Origin of the sequence: Rhodoblastus acidophilus (assembly GCF_025961575.1) — a bacterium.
In the GTDB taxonomy this organism is placed as follows: Bacteria; Pseudomonadota; Alphaproteobacteria; order Rhizobiales; family Beijerinckiaceae; genus Rhodoblastus; species Rhodoblastus acidophilus_C.
Map to the genome: position 1 here is coordinate 14,495 of NZ_JAOQNX010000031.1, position 13,857 is coordinate 28,351.

The window sequence follows — 13,857 nt, forward strand, 5'->3', positions numbered from 1 at the left end:
ATTGTCCGGAACCGGCGCATTGGCCGCATTGGGGTTCGCCGGACCTTTTTGTCCGCCGCGCTCGGCATGATGTTCGCCATGGTGACGGCCGTGGTGCTCGCCCTCGTCATCGTCATCATCGTCATCATGGTGGTGGCGATGACGGCGATGCTCGCCGCCCCAATCGTCAAAAAAAGCCAGGCGAACAGCGGACGGCCTGTCGGCTGCGGCAACGGCCGGCGCCGCGACGGAGGCGGCGAAGCTCGGAAGGCAAGCCGTCGTCATCAGCAGCGCGGCGACGGCAAAAATTCTTTTCGTCATAGTTTGGGCTCTCGATTTGCGATGAGAGCAAAATCGCGGCCTCGCCTGACGGCGACCTGAAACCGGCTCAAAAACCCGTTCAGCTTGCCGTCAGCCGGGAAAGCGCACGCAAGCGGAAAAACCGTCCTCGGCCCCCGGCGCCGGCGAGGCCAATTCGAGCCGCAACCCAGCGCCCCGGCAGATCGAGGCGGCGATGGCGAGCCCCAGTCCCGAACCTTCCGCGCGCGTCGGTCCGCGCTCGAAAGGCCGCATCAACAGTTTGAGTTTTTCCGGCGGCACGACGGCGCCGCGATTGACGACGTCCAGCCGGTCAGGCGTCAGCCGGATGGCGATGGCCGCTTCGGGATCGCCATGCTTGATGGCGTTCTCGATCAGGTTGCGGGCGAGCACGGCGAAAGCGTCGGGATCGAGATCGGAAACCGGGCCGGCGTCCTCCACATCGAGCGCCAAATCCCGATCATGGTCGGCCATCTCGTCGATCACCAGACGCAACACAGGGGCCAGCGGTTTGGCCGAGGGCGCGACCAGGCCGCCGCCTTCGGCCTTGGCCAGTTGCAGCAGTTTTTCCGACAGCCGCGCCAGCCGGCGCAACGCCGCGGCAATGGCGCGCGCCCGTTCGCGCGGGGCCTCGTCGGAAAGTTCGGCCGTCAGCCTTTGCGCCTGGGCGAGCGCGGCGGCGATGGGCGTGCGCAATTCATGAGCGCTGTTGGCGGCGAAACTGCGCTCCGCCTGCAGCGCGTCGCTCAGCCGCGACATCAGCGCGTTCACGGCGCCGGCGACCGGCGCGACCTCGCGCGGCAGATTGGCGTCGCCAAGCGGCGCGAGATTGCCGCGCCCCCGGCTTTCCAGCTCGGCGCGGAACCGTTCGATCGGTTTCAGCGCGAGGGTGACGAAAATCCAGACGGCGGCGAGAACGGCCGGGGCGACGGCGAGCAGCGGCCCCATCAGCGCCGCGAGCGAGCGCCGCACCGCGCTGCGGCGATGGTCAAGCGCTTCGGCCGCGGTGACGGAAATCGTCCCCTTGACCCCCGACACGGAATAGCCGCGCAAGCTTTGCGTGGAGAAAAACCCGGACGGCGGATGCTCCGGAAATTTGGACAGATCGGCGTCGGTCGAGTGCAACAGCACTTTTCCGGCGCCGTCGCGCACGACATAGGCGATATATTCGGCCTTTTTCCCGACCGGCGCGACTCTCTGCGCTTCCGTGGTCTCGCGCGCCAAAAGTTCGGCATAGGCGAGCGGCAGCACGCGCTCGGCGACCTCGCGCAAGGCGCCGTCGAACAGGTCGTCGGTCTCGCGCTGGAGCACGAACCCCGCCGCCGCCGCGCCGGCGAGCCAAAGCAGCGTCACCGCGCCGGTGAGCGCCAGAGCGAGGCGCCGCCGCAGGCTCCATCCCTCCCTCACCGCGCCTCCGCCTTGCCCAGGCGATATCCCAGGCCGCGCACGGTCTCGACCACCTGCGCCCCGAGCTTGCGCCGGAGCCGGCCGATATAGACCTCGATCGTGTTGCTCTCGACCTCGGAGTCGAAGGAATAGAGCCGATCCTCCAATTGCGCTTTCGACATCAGCTGGTTCGGACGCTGGACAAAAGTTTCGAACAAAGACCATTCGCGCCGGGTCAGCTGGATCGATTTTCCGCCGCGGCGGATCGAGCAATTGGCGAGATCGATTTCGAGGTCGCCGAGCACGACCAGCGGATTGGGATTGCCGGAATAGCGGCGCGACACCGCGCGGATGCGCGCGGAGAGTTCGTAGAGGTCGAAGGGTTTGATCAGATAATCGTCGGCGCCGGCGTCGAGCGCGTCGATGCGGTCGGAAATCTGGTCGAGGGCGGTCAGCACGACCACCGGGGTCACGTCTCCGGCCTGCCGCCGACTTTTGAGAAAATCGAGGCCGCGCCCGTCGGGCAGCATCAGGTCGAGCAGCACGAGATCATAGGGCGCGGACAGAAGCGCCTCGCGCGCGTCGGAGAGCCGCAGCGCCCAGTCGACGGAATGGCCGTCGGCGACCGCCTGGTCGCGCACCGCCGCGCCCAGCACGCCATCGTCTTCGACCAGCAAGATACGCATGTCCCCCTCCAATCCAGGCGCAAATCTACTATAAAGCGGAGGCGGTTTCGCGCGCGCCCGTTCAGGTCAATGTCAGATCGCGGGGCTAGCCTGCCGCGGCAGAAAGGATTTTTTGATGCGCGTCCCCCTGGCGGCAGTTCTGGTCGTGGTCGCAGGTCTCGACGTCGCAGGTTTTCGCGTCGCCTTGGCCGACACCTGGTGTTCGGCGCCGCTGTCGGACTGGCAGCCGCGCGAAACCTTTCAGAAAAAGCTGGAAGCCGAGGGCTGGCGCGAGATCGCCATCCGCGTCGAGGACGGCTGCTATCTGGTGCACGCCGCCAACGAGCGCGGCGAGCGCCTGCACGGCAAGTTCGATCCCGTCACCCTCGCCGCCATGCCGCATGACCATGACCGCCACCATCACCACCACCACGGCGACGAGGACCACGAGTGATCGCGCGGCGCGACGCCTGCGACAATCCGCGCAGCCCCGTCCAGCCGCCGATTGCGATGGATCAATCAGCCGAGTCCGCCGCCCTGCTATAAGGAGAACGTGACTTCACGTCGCAGATGCCCATTTCCATGGGCGTTTCCTCCCAGACTTGGACCGCTCCGCCCGGGCGGTCCCTTTCTTTTTCAAGGCCTGTTTCGCCCCGGCCCAGCGGCTTCGCCGCCCCTTGCAAGCTTGCAATTTGGTTTACAGGCCATCCCCATCTCGCGCACAACTCTGCATTTGCGCTTTTCCCTAAGGTCAGGCACAAAACACAGGTTGCAAATCGGCCGCGACCACGTTCGACTTTTTTCAATCGAAGGCTAACCCAATGTTCGATTGCGCAATTGAAGAAAAGTCACCGTTTATTCTCATCGTGGATGACGACGACGACGACGTGTTCCTGATGATGAGCGTCCTTCGGCGGGTGAGCTGGGAGACCGGCGCGGAGATCGAATGCGGCAGCGTCGACAATGGCGCGGACGCCCTGGCCCTGGTGTCGCTGAAACGCATGCTCGCGGACCTGCCCGTCGCCGTGATCCTTGATCTGAACATGCCGAAACTCGACGGCATGAGCGCCCTCAAGGCCCTGCGGCAATCGCTCGGCTTCGGCGAACTGCCGGTCTTCGTGCTGACGACCACGGCGAACCAGGCCGTCCATTCCGCCGCTATGGCGCTCGGGGCGACAAAGACTTTTGTCAAACCCAACAGCAAGAGCGAACTGACCGACATCGCCCGCGAGATCCTGCAGACGCTGCACTAAATCGCGTGAATTACCCGCCCGCCGGCCACGCCAGGACGAGCACGCCAGCGACCACCAACGCGCCGCCGATCGCGAGTCGCGGCGTCAGCGGCTCCCCCAAAAAAACCAGCGCCAGCACGATGGCGAAGACGACGCTGAGCTTATCGATGGGCGCGACCAGCGAGGCCGGCGCCATTTGCAGCGCGCGATAGTAGAACAGCCACGACAGACCGGTCGCGATTCCGGACAGCAGCAGGAAGGCGACCGGGCGCAGCCTCGCCCCCGCAGGCCACAGCCATTCCTGCCGCCAGGTGACGATGGCGGCGGTGACGAAGAAAATCACCACGGTCCGAATCAGCGTGGCGAGATTGGAATTGAGGCCCTCGACGCCGAGCTTGCCGAAAATGGCGGTGAGGCCGGCGAAAAACGCCGAAGCGACGGCGAAAGCCTGCCAAGAGGCCAGGGTCACGGCCATGGTCTCAATAGGCCGCGTAGCTTTTTTGCTCGACGATGTGCGAGCCCGTGACCTCGTTGATCCGCTTTTTCAGTCTCGCCCGCTCGTCGTTGCGCTGATAGACCGACCGGGCGAGGTCGATGAAGGCGCCGTCAAAACTCTTGGCGCGCTCCTTGTCGCGAATGTCATCCTCGATCCGCCACAGAGCCAGATTCACCGCTTTCAAGGCGCTTTTCAGCTCCGCCAGCTCGCCCGTAGCCGCCTGCGCCTCCGCTTCGATCTCGCGCAGCAGCCGCAATTCCTCGCGCACATGGGCGACGGCGACGGAATCGTCGATTTCGTCCGCCTTGATTTCCAGAATGGTGATTTTGTCGATCAGTTCCCCCCAGGAAACTGGCGCTCTCGGCGTGGAAAGCATGTTGGCGTCCCCTCGAATCCCTCAGGGTTTATACCACCAGGATTCACGCGCCGCCACGAGGCGGGCCGTTGAGAGCGGGTGGAAAAAACCCGCGCTCGGGTTAAATAGGCGAGCACAGCCGCCGGAAGGAACAATGGACCAGACGTCGAAGAAGAAAGCCCCCGCCCGCAAGCCCAAGCCGGCCGCCGCAGCCGCCGAAACGCCGGAGCAAGTGGCGCTGCGCATCGGCGAGGGCCGGGTGATCTCGTTGCGCGGCGCGCGCGAGCACAATCTCAAAAACGTCGACCTGACCATTCCGCGCGACAAACTGGTGGTGTTCACCGGCCTGTCCGGCTCGGGCAAGTCGTCGCTCGCCTTCGACACCATCTATGCCGAGGGCCAGCGCCGCTATGTCGAGAGCCTCTCGGCCTATGCCCGGCAATTCCTGGAAATGATGCAGAAGCCGGACATCGACCATATCGACGGCCTTTCGCCAGCCATTTCCATCGAGCAGAAGACCACGTCGAAAAACCCGCGCTCCACGGTGGGCACGGTCACAGAAATCCACGATTACATGCGCCTGCTCTGGGCGCGCGCCGGCATTCCCTATTCGCCGGCCACCGGCCTGCCCATCGAGAGCCAGACGGTCAGCCAGATGGTCGACCGCGTGCTCGCCTTGCCCGAGCGCAGCCGCCTGTACCTGCTGGCGCCGGTGGTGCGCGGCCGAAAAGGCGAATATCGCAAGGAAATCGCCGAGTTCCAGAAACGCGGTTTTCAGCGCGTAAAAATCGACGGCCAGTTCTACGACATCGCCGACGCCCCGGCGCTCGACAAAAAACTCAAGCACGACATTGACGTGGTCGTGGACCGCATCGTGGTGCGCGCCGATATTTCCGCCCGCCTCGCCGAAAGTTTTGAAACCGCGCTGGAATTGGCCGACGGCATTGCGGTCGTCGAATTCGCCGAGGAAGGCAAGGGCGCAATTGTCTTCTCCTCCAAATTCTCCTGCCCGGTCTCCGGCTTTTCCATCCCCGAGATCGAACCGCGGCTGTTTTCCTTCAACAATCCGTTCGGCGCCTGCCCGAAATGCGGCGGCATTGGCTTTGAGCAGAAGGTGGACGCCGACCTGATCGTTCCCAATCCCGAACTGACGCTGAAAAAGGGCGCCATCGCCCCCTGGGCCAAATCCCCCTCGCCCTATTATGGCCAGACGCTGGAAGCCCTGGGCCGCGCCTTCAAGTTCCGGGTGGAGGACCGCTGGTCGAAACTCTCCCCCATCGCCCAAAAAATGATTCTCTACGGCACCGGCGACCAGGAGATTCTGTTCCAATATTCGGACGGCAACCGCGCCTATGAGGTGAAAAAACCGTTCGAAGGCGTGATCCGCAACCTCGAGCGCCGCTTTCTCGAGACCGAAAGCGACTGGGCGCGCGAGGAAATCGGCCGCTACATGACGGCCAAGCCCTGCAACGCCTGTTCCGGCTTCCGCCTCAAGCCCGAAGCGCTGGCGGTCAAGGTCGACCACAGGCATATCGGCGAAATCTCGGAACTTTCGGTCCGCGACGCGCAAAAATTCTTTTCGAACCTTCCCGAAAAACTCGACAGCAAGCGCAACGAAATCGCCGCCCGCATCCTGCGCGAGATCGACGAACGCCTGAGATTTTTGGTGGATGTCGGGCTCGACTACCTGACCCTGTCGCGCAATTCCGGCACCCTGTCGGGCGGCGAGAGCCAGCGCATCCGTCTGGCCTCGCAGATCGGCTCGGGGCTCACCGGCGTGCTCTATGTGCTCGACGAGCCCTCCATCGGCCTGCACCAGCGCGACAACGCCCGGCTGCTGGAAACGCTGAAACGGCTGCGCGACCTCGGCAATTCCGTGATCGTGGTCGAACATGACGAGGACGCCATCCTGCTCGCCGATTATGTGGTGGACGTGGGGCCGGGCGCGGGCGTGCATGGCGGCAAGATCGTGTCGCAGGGCACGCCCGACCAGATCATGGCCGACCCAAACTCCCTCACCGGCGATTATTTGACCGGCCGCAAGCAGGTCGCCACCCCCAAGAAACGCCGCAAGCCCGACCCGGAGCGGGTGCTGAAACTGTTTGGCGCGCGCGGCAACAACCTTCGCAATGTGGATGTCGAAATCCCGCTCGGAATGTTCACCTGCATCACCGGGGTGTCCGGCGGCGGCAAGTCCACCCTGATCATCGACACGCTCTACAAGGCGGTGGCGCGGCGGCTCAACGGCGCGCTGGAGCACCCCGCCCCCTTCGACAAATTGGAGGGGCTGGAGCATATCGACAAGGTCATCGACATCGACCAGTCGCCGATCGGCCGCACGCCGCGCTCCAACCCGGCCACCTATATCGGCGCCTTCACCCCCATCCGCGACTGGTTCGCCAACCTGCCCGAGGCCAAGACCAGGGGCTACGGGCCCGGCCGCTTCTCCTTCAATGTCAAGGGCGGCCGCTGCGAGGCCTGCCAGGGCGACGGCGTGATCAAGATCGAAATGCACTTCTTGCCGGACGTCTACGTCACCTGCGACGTCTGCAAGGGCAAGCGCTACGACCGCGAAACCCTGGAAGTCCGCTACAAGGACAAGAGCATCGCCGATGTGCTCGACATGACCGTCGAGGAAGCCGGCGAATTGTTCAAGGCGGTGCCGTCGATCCGCGACAAGATGAAAACGCTGTCGCGCGTCGGCCTCGACTATGTGAAGGTCGGCCAGCAGGCCACCACCCTGTCCGGCGGCGAGGCCCAGCGCGTCAAATTGTCGAAGGAGCTGTCGCGGCGCTCCACGGGGCGCACGCTCTACATTCTCGACGAGCCGACCACCGGCCTGCATTTCCACGATGTCCGGAAACTTCTGGAAGTGCTGCACGAACTGGTCGAGCAGGGCAATAGCGTGGTCGTGATCGAGCACAATCTCGACGTGGTGAAGACGGCCGATTGGGTGATCGACATGGGCCCGGAAGGCGGAGACGGCGGCGGGACCATTGTCGCGGAGGGCCCGCCCGAGGCGATCATGAAGGCCAAGGCGTCGCACACCGGCCGTTTCTTGAAAGAAGCCCAGCAAAGACGCGCCTGAACCGGGGACTGGATCGCATTGCGCAAGCTGGATTTTTCCAGCTTCTGCTCATTCAGGGGGCGCAATGCGTTCCGTCCCAACGCACGTACGCTCATGCAAACAACGCAATGCTGCAATGCAAAAAATAGGGGTTTGCAAATGGTTCATGTGCAATCAATATCGCGTGACCAAACGAGATGACGTTTGGATAAGTTCTCCCAGCGATCGGGAGTGGGGCATCCCCCCGTATCGCAGATGCGCCCGCCGGCTCCTCCCCCCGGCGGGCGTTTTCTTTTCGCATCGAAGGTTTTGGGCCGCCGAAGCGCGCACAAGTTCAGCAAGCGGATTCGCGGCCTGCTCGATCAACACATCACCCTGAGGATCCCGCGTGAGCGGGCGTCTCGAAGGGCCGGAGCGGTCCACAAATTTTTAGCGCGCCGCCACGCTCCAACGCGCGAGTTCGCCGAGCACGCGAGCAAAAGCGCGGTCGAGCGCCGCGGCGGGCTGCGCGCCGGAAATTTCGGCCACGGGTTCGCTCGCCGCAAACACGCGCGCGCCGCCCCCGGCGAATTGCGCCGCCAGTTCGACCCGCGCCTCGCGCGTCAAAGAATCGATCTCGAAGCGCCGGATTTCCACGCGCAGACGGACGCCGCCGAGGTCGCCGACCCGCCATCCGACATTTTCCAGGCTTTCGACCACGCGGCTGCGGGCGAGGCGCGGCAGGCCGTCCGCCCATTGCGCGTCGGGAAGGCGCTCCAGCCCGTCGGCGGTGCGGATCACGATGGCGTCGCCGTCGAACGGCGGCTCGACGCGCACGATGTCCAGCCCCAACGTTCCCCGCGCCAGGGCGCGGCCGGGCGCTGCGCTCAGGTCATAGGTTTTGGGCGTGCCGGCGCAGCCCGCGACCGCGAGCGCCAGGATCAGAAAGAGAAGTCGCGCGCGCAAAAATTCACCGTCCACGATATTCCGGAAGCGGCTCCTTGGGGCCGAACAGCAGGCTTTGCGGGTCCTTTTCCAGCCGCCGCGCCGCCCGGTCCACGCTTTCCAGCGTGCGGCGGCCGTCGATGGCCAGGCTCTCATATTGCTTCAGGCCGTTCCTCGAGAAATCGGCCAGGGAATCCGCCAGCTTGCGCATGCTCTTGGCGGCGTCGGAAATGTCGGTGAGCACGGTCTTGCCGCCGCCCGAGCCGAGCAGGCCGTTGAGCTTGGCGATGGCGCTGTCGGCATTGCTGAGCATGGAGTTCAGTTTTGCCGTGTCGACCGCCTTGACGACGTTGCGAATGCCGTCGGAGGCCTCGGAGAGCGAGGCGGTCATCGCCTGCACGTTCTTGACGGTCGCGGTGAGATTGTCGGAATTCGCGTCGACGAGCTGGTTCGCCTTTTCGACGAACAGGTCGATCCTGCCGGCGAGGCGCTGCGCCGCGGACATCAGATCCTGCATTTGCGAGGGCGCCCCGTCGATCACGGAGTTCGGCGCCAGCGGCTTCGCGTCCGCGGCGCCGCCGAGCAGCGCCACCGAGGCGACGCCGGTGAGGCCGGTATATTCGAGCTGGGCCCTGGTGTCGGCCTTCACCGGCGTGCGCGCGTCCACCTCGATGACCGCATAGACCTTGCTGGGATCGTCGGGCCGCAGGCCGAGATCGCGCACCTCGCCGACGCGCAAGCCGTTGAACAGGACATAGGCGCCGGTGGACAGGCCGGAGACCGAGCCGGTGAAATAGACCTGGTAGCTCCGCATGGCCGTGGTCTTGCCGGAGCTGGCGAACCACCAGGCGAAGCCGAAGCCGCCGAGGATCACCGCCAGCGTGAACAGCCCCATCAGGGCGTAATTGGCGCGCGTCTCCATGCGCGTCAGCTCCTGTCGCCGGTCAAGGCTGGCTCATCCAGGCCGCTCTCACCCGAAAGTTCATCCGCAGTCACGACCGCTCGCGCCCTCTTGCCATGGAAATAAGCCCGCAACCACGGGTGGTCGGAGGCGATCATGGCGGAAAGCGGCCCGTGAGCGATCACCCGGCCATCGGCCAAGGCTGCGATTGTGTCGCATATCGAAGTGAGGCTGTCGAGATCATGGGTGACCATGAACACGGTCAGGCCCAATGTTTTCTGGAGTGTGGCAATCAGGTCATCAAAGTCGGCGGCGCCGATCGGATCGAGCCCGGAGGTCGGCTCGTCCAGGAACAGCAGTTCGGGATCGAGCGCCAGCGCCCGCGCCAGGGCCGCGCGCTTGATCATGCCGCCCGACAATTGCGAGGGAAATTTGTCGGCGGCGTCCTGGGGCAGCCCGACAAGCTTGAGTTTCAGCGACGCCAGTTCGTCCATCAGGCCTTGCGAGAGTTTCAGATACTCCCGCATCGGCGCCTGAATGTTTTGCCGGACCGTGAGGCTGGAAAACAGCGCGCCGCCCTGGAACATCACGCCCCAGCGCCGCTCCAGCGCGCGATGGCCGCGCGGCGACAGGCGATCGAGATTTTCGCCAAACACCTCGATGGTCCCGGCCTGCTTGCGGTTGAGGCCGAGAATGGTGCGGGTGAGCACCGACTTGCCCTGGCCGGAGCCGCCGACAAACCCCAGGACTTCGCCGGGCGCGACATCGAGATCGAGGCCCTTCAAGACCTGTTTTGCGCCAAAGGCCACGTCCAGCCCGCGCACGCGGATGATCGGCGCGCCGCCCGCTTTAGTAGCGGATGGCGGCGAAGAAAATGGCGAAGAGTCCATCGAGGAAGATTACCATGAAAATCGAATTGACCACGGACGCCGTCACCCTGCGCCCCAAGGATTCCGCGGAGCCCTCGACTTTAAACCCTTCGATTGTGGCGATCATGCCGATCACCAGCGCCATGAACGGCGCCTTGATCAGGCCGGCGAGATAAGTGTGCATGCCGATGGCGTATTGCAGGCGCTCGGCGAACACCTGCGGGCTCACGCCATTGTAGAGATAGGAGGTGATCATGCCGCCGAACAGAGCGGAGAGATCGCCGATCACGGTGAGCAGCGGCAGGGCGATGATCAGCGCCATCATGCGCGGCATCACCAGCACTTCCATGGGCGAAACGCCCATCACCTTGAGCGCGTCGACCTCCTCGCGCATTTTCATCGAGCCGAGTTCGGCGGTGATCGCCGAGCCCGTGCGGCCCGCGATCATGATCGAGGTCAGCAGCACGCCCATTTCGCGCAGCACCAGAATGCCCAGCATGTCGGTGGCGTAGGTCGAGGCGCCGAAGCGGCGCAATTGGAAAATCCCCTGCTGCGCCACGATGCAGCCGACGAGAAAATTCATGGTGGCGATGATCGGCACCGCGCGCAGGGCGAAATTTTCGAGGTGGAACACCATCGAGGTCGGCCGCATGGCGGAGGGCCGCACCAGAACTTTCAGCGCCGTCAGCGCCAATTCGCCGAGAAAGGAGACGAAGCCCATGATCTGGCCGCCCATCCAGGCGGTCCACACGCCCAGCGCCACCAGCATGTCCATCAGCGGATTGGAGCGGGGCGGCTTGTCCGCCTCGAACCGCCGGAACGCCGCCTCGCGCAGCAGGATGGCGTCTTCCGGCCCGACCGCCTCGAACTCCGCCGCCACGCCGGCGGCGACCATTTGCTGGCGCGCCTTGTCGATCAGCCAGGCGCCGGCGGTGTCGAGACGGCTCAATCCGGAAAAATCGATTCGGGCGCTGCGCGCTTGTCCCGCCGCGGCCGCGAGGTTGAGCGCCGCCTGCTCCAGAGCGCGCGAGGCAGAGATGGTCCAAGCCCCGCGCAAAAACACGCGGGCCTCGGTCCCATCGGTTTCCACCGAAAATTCGGGCGGATTAGGCGGCTTTGACATTTCCCGCGACTCTGGTTTGCTGAGCGCTCCCATACATCAAGCCGCCGCCTGTTGGCAAAGCGGTCGACCGAAAGCGCGCATGACCCCCACCCGCCGACTTTACGCCGCCCCGCAAAATTTTACGTTAACAAAGCCTTTTGTGATCTCGCGCGGCGCCAAGACGGAAGCGCGCGTGGTGGTCGCCGAGATCACTCAGGGGATTTTTCGCGGGCGCGGCGAATGCACGCCCTATGCCCGCTATGGCGAGAGCGTCGACAGCGTGCTGGCGCAAATCGAGGGCGCCCGGGCGGCGCTGGAGGCGGGCGCCGACCGGTTCGCCCTGCAAAATCTGCTGCCGCCCGGCGCCGCCCGCAATGCGCTGGATTGCGCTTTGTGGGACCTCGAGGCCAAGCTCACCGGGGTCCCCGCCTGGCAAATGGCTGGTTTGTCGCGCCTCTCGCCTTGCGTCACCGCCTACACCCTCTCGGTGGGAACGCCGGAGGAGATGGCGCGCGCGGCGCGCGAAGCGTCGGAACGCCCGGTATTAAAAGTGAAGCTAGCGGGCGCCGGCGATCCCGCGCGGCTGCGCGCCGTGCGCGCGGCGGCGCCGGAGTCCGAACTGATCGCTGACGCCAACGAGGCCTGGCGCCCCGAGGACTTGCCTGAATTTTTCGCCGCTTGCGAAGAAACAGGCGTCGCGCTGATCGAACAGCCCCTGCCCGCCGGCGCGGACGCAGCCTTGGCGAGCAGGCGCCCGGTCCCGGTCTGCGCCGACGAGAGCGTCCACGACCGCGCCGGTCTTGCCGCGCTGCGCGACCGCTACGACCTCATCAACATCAAGCTCGACAAGACCGGCGGCCTCACCGAGGCGCTGGCTTTGGCCGACGAAGCGGAAAGATTGGGGTTCGGGCTGTTCGTCGGCTGCATGGTGGCCTCGTCGCTGGCGATGGCGCCCGCCCTGCTGCTTTCTTCGCGCGCGCGATTCGTCGACCTCGACGGGCCGCTGCTGCTGGCGCAGGATCGGCCGGAAGGTTTGAAAGTGGACGGCTCCGTCCTCTATCCGCCGGAGGCGAAACTCTGGGGATGAGCGTTTAGGCCTTGGGAGAACACATGCGCATCAGCCACGCGGTCCTGGCGATCGTCGCCGCCCTGCCCCTGTCCGCCCAGGCGGCGCCGACAGCCGTGTTTCCCGCCGTCTTCATCAATTCCTCACCCGAACCCACCTCCCCGGCGGAAACCGAGCGCTTGAAAACCATGGACGCGGCGCTGACCAAGGCGCTGGCGGAGTCGGGCCAATACCAGCCGGTCGACCTCGCCCCCATCGCCGCCGATTTTTCCGCGGTGCGCGACATCCACGATTGCAACGGCTGCGAGCTTGATCTGGCGAAAAAGGCCGGCGCCAAATATGCCGTGGTCGCCTGGGCGCAAAAGGTGAGTAATTTGATCCTCAACCTCAACATCCGCATCGAGGATGTCGAGACGGGCCAAGTGGTGAAGGCCGGCAGCGCCGACATTCGCGGCAATACGGACGAAAGCTGGAGCCGCGGCTTAAGATACCTGTTGAAGGAATATGTTTTGCGCGCCCGCTGAATTTACGACAGATGCGCGATCCGCTCCCAGGTTTCGGGGTGGCTGTTGAGCGCTGTTGATCCGTAGGCCCCCATCGGCGGCGGGGCCGGCGCGCGTCCCGTGTGAAAAACCTCCAGCTTGCACAAGGCGTCCACCAGAGCGCCGCGGTCCTCGATCAGGTCGAGCGCGCGCAGATCGGCGGCGTGTTCGCGCACCCGCGACAGCGCCGAGGTCAAAAGCCGCGCCAGCAGCGGCGCATGGGCGAGCAGGCGTGAGCCCGAACGCGACGCCAGTTCGATAATGGCCTGCTGCACCATGGCCGCCCAGTTCATGGCGTCGCCGTCGCAGTGCAGGATATGCGCGACCTCATGCGCGAAAATGCCGGCGATCTCCTGCCGCGACAGGCCGCGCAACAGGTCGCCGGTCACAGAAATGCAGGCGGTCTCGGCATCGCCGAGCGCATAGGCGTTCATGCCGGAAAAAGGCAACAGGTAGAGTTCGGGAACCCGGCGCAGCCCGGCGCGCCGGCAAATGACCAGCAGGATCGCGTAAAGAGCCGGCGCCTCGACGACTTGCAGCGGTCGCGCGCCAAAGCCGCGCAACGCCTCGCGCGGCTGCAGCGACGCCGTCCGCATGGCCCGCCAGATGTCTTCCGCCGCCCGACCGCCGCCGCGCGACTGGCTGGCGCACAGCAGCAGCAGCCCGGCCAGGCCGGCCTTGATCTGATCGCTTTGGCGCGAATGGGCGACATGCAGCAGCGCGCGCCGCAATGCGTCGGCGTGGCGACGGTCGCTGCGGCCGGCGCTCTGCGGACCGGACGCGTGCGTCACGCCGCGCGCCGCGCAGAGCGGCGCGAAAAAGCCGGGACCAACCGGAATTCCCGCTAATGGAAGCACTCAAAACCTCCAGTCACTGTATTGTTATACAGCAACCAGAGATTGAGCAAGCGCCATGCCAAATATCGCCATGACGCGAAGACAAAGAATCAACTTAG

The 13,857-nt window shown here is 65.0% G+C and carries 15 protein-coding genes; 6 read left to right on the forward strand and 9 right to left on the reverse strand.

Features of this window, described 5'->3' with window-relative positions:
• Nucleotides 1-48 precede the first annotated feature (48 nt).
• The gene (locus M2320_RS18775; RefSeq protein WP_264598590.1) at nucleotides 49-360 is read left to right on the forward strand and encodes a hypothetical protein; all 312 of its coding nucleotides are present in this window, start codon (nucleotides 49-51) and stop codon (nucleotides 358-360) included.
• 30 nt (nucleotides 361-390) lie between these two features.
• On the opposite strand, the gene M2320_RS18780 is transcribed toward M2320_RS18775, so the two are convergent.
• Both M2320_RS18780 and M2320_RS18785 read right to left on the reverse strand, forming a co-directional pair.
• The gene (locus tag M2320_RS18780; protein ID WP_264598591.1) at nucleotides 391-1,704 is read right to left on the reverse strand and encodes a histidine kinase dimerization/phospho-acceptor domain-containing protein; all 1,314 of its coding nucleotides are present in this window, start codon (nucleotides 1,702-1,704) and stop codon (nucleotides 391-393) included.
• Nucleotides 1,701-2,369, reverse strand: a complete 669-nt coding sequence (locus M2320_RS18785; RefSeq protein WP_264598592.1) for a response regulator transcription factor — start codon at nucleotides 2,367-2,369, stop codon at nucleotides 1,701-1,703. The genes M2320_RS18780 and M2320_RS18785 overlap by 4 nt, the downstream gene beginning before the upstream one ends.
• Before the next feature lie 115 nt (nucleotides 2,370-2,484).
• Between M2320_RS18785 and M2320_RS18790 the strand changes: the two genes are divergently transcribed.
• A complete protein-coding gene (locus tag M2320_RS18790) occupies nucleotides 2,485-2,802 on the forward strand; it encodes a PepSY domain-containing protein (RefSeq protein ID WP_264598593.1) in 318 nt (105 codons plus the stop codon).
• A gap of 367 nt (nucleotides 2,803-3,169) precedes the next feature.
• Nucleotides 3,170-3,601: a response regulator gene (locus tag M2320_RS18795; RefSeq protein ID WP_264598594.1), complete on the forward strand. Its 432-nt coding sequence runs from the start codon at nucleotides 3,170-3,172 to the stop codon at nucleotides 3,599-3,601.
• A gap of 10 nt (nucleotides 3,602-3,611) precedes the next feature.
• On the opposite strand, the gene M2320_RS18800 is transcribed toward M2320_RS18795, so the two are convergent.
• Nucleotides 3,612-4,055, reverse strand: coding sequence for an EamA family transporter (locus M2320_RS18800; RefSeq protein ID WP_264598595.1), 444 nt, complete (start codon nucleotides 4,053-4,055; stop codon nucleotides 3,612-3,614).
• 4 nt (nucleotides 4,056-4,059) lie between these two features.
• Nucleotides 4,060-4,452, reverse strand: coding sequence for a DUF6165 family protein (locus M2320_RS18805; RefSeq protein WP_264598596.1), 393 nt, complete (start codon nucleotides 4,450-4,452; stop codon nucleotides 4,060-4,062).
• A gap of 133 nt (nucleotides 4,453-4,585) precedes the next feature.
• On the opposite strand from M2320_RS18805, the gene uvrA reads away from it, so the two are divergent.
• Nucleotides 4,586-7,519, forward strand: a complete 2,934-nt coding sequence (gene uvrA / locus M2320_RS18810) for an excinuclease ABC subunit UvrA (RefSeq protein WP_264598597.1) — start codon at nucleotides 4,586-4,588, stop codon at nucleotides 7,517-7,519.
• A 408-nt stretch (nucleotides 7,520-7,927) separates the two neighbouring features.
• Here the strand turns inward: uvrA and M2320_RS18815 are convergent, their stop codons facing one another.
• Genes M2320_RS18815 through M2320_RS18830 form a run of 4 tightly spaced genes read right to left on the reverse strand, consistent with a single transcriptional unit; the run spans nucleotide 7,928 to nucleotide 11,315 of the window.
• The gene (locus M2320_RS18815; protein ID WP_264598598.1) at nucleotides 7,928-8,458 is read right to left on the reverse strand and encodes an ABC-type transport auxiliary lipoprotein family protein; all 531 of its coding nucleotides are present in this window, start codon (nucleotides 8,456-8,458) and stop codon (nucleotides 7,928-7,930) included.
• Nucleotides 8,448-9,344: an MlaD family protein gene (locus M2320_RS18820; protein WP_264598599.1), complete on the reverse strand. Its 897-nt coding sequence runs from the start codon at nucleotides 9,342-9,344 to the stop codon at nucleotides 8,448-8,450. The genes M2320_RS18815 and M2320_RS18820 overlap by 11 nt, the downstream gene beginning before the upstream one ends.
• Before the next feature lie 5 nt (nucleotides 9,345-9,349).
• A complete protein-coding gene (locus tag M2320_RS18825; protein WP_264598600.1) occupies nucleotides 9,350-10,213 on the reverse strand; it encodes an ABC transporter ATP-binding protein in 864 nt (287 codons plus the stop codon).
• Nucleotides 10,173-11,315, reverse strand: a complete 1,143-nt coding sequence (locus M2320_RS18830; protein WP_264598601.1) for an MlaE family ABC transporter permease — start codon at nucleotides 11,313-11,315, stop codon at nucleotides 10,173-10,175. The genes M2320_RS18825 and M2320_RS18830 overlap by 41 nt, the downstream gene beginning before the upstream one ends.
• Before the next feature lie 79 nt (nucleotides 11,316-11,394).
• Here M2320_RS18830 and dgcA point away from each other — a divergent pair, with 79 nt between their 5' ends.
• Together dgcA and M2320_RS18840 are read left to right on the forward strand one after the other, a co-directional pair.
• Nucleotides 11,395-12,381, forward strand: coding sequence for an N-acetyl-D-Glu racemase DgcA (gene dgcA / locus M2320_RS18835; RefSeq protein ID WP_264598602.1), 987 nt, complete (start codon nucleotides 11,395-11,397; stop codon nucleotides 12,379-12,381).
• Between the two features lie 23 nt (nucleotides 12,382-12,404).
• Nucleotides 12,405-12,884 (forward strand): DUF3280 domain-containing protein, encoded by a 480-nt coding sequence (locus M2320_RS18840; protein ID WP_264598603.1) that lies wholly within the window; start codon nucleotides 12,405-12,407, stop codon nucleotides 12,882-12,884.
• A 2-nt stretch (nucleotides 12,885-12,886) separates the two neighbouring features.
• Here M2320_RS18840 and M2320_RS18845 read toward each other — a convergent pair whose 3' ends face one another.
• The gene (locus M2320_RS18845) at nucleotides 12,887-13,759 is read right to left on the reverse strand and encodes a M48 family metalloprotease (RefSeq protein WP_264598604.1); all 873 of its coding nucleotides are present in this window, start codon (nucleotides 13,757-13,759) and stop codon (nucleotides 12,887-12,889) included.
• Between the last annotated feature and the right edge of the window lie 98 nt (nucleotides 13,760-13,857).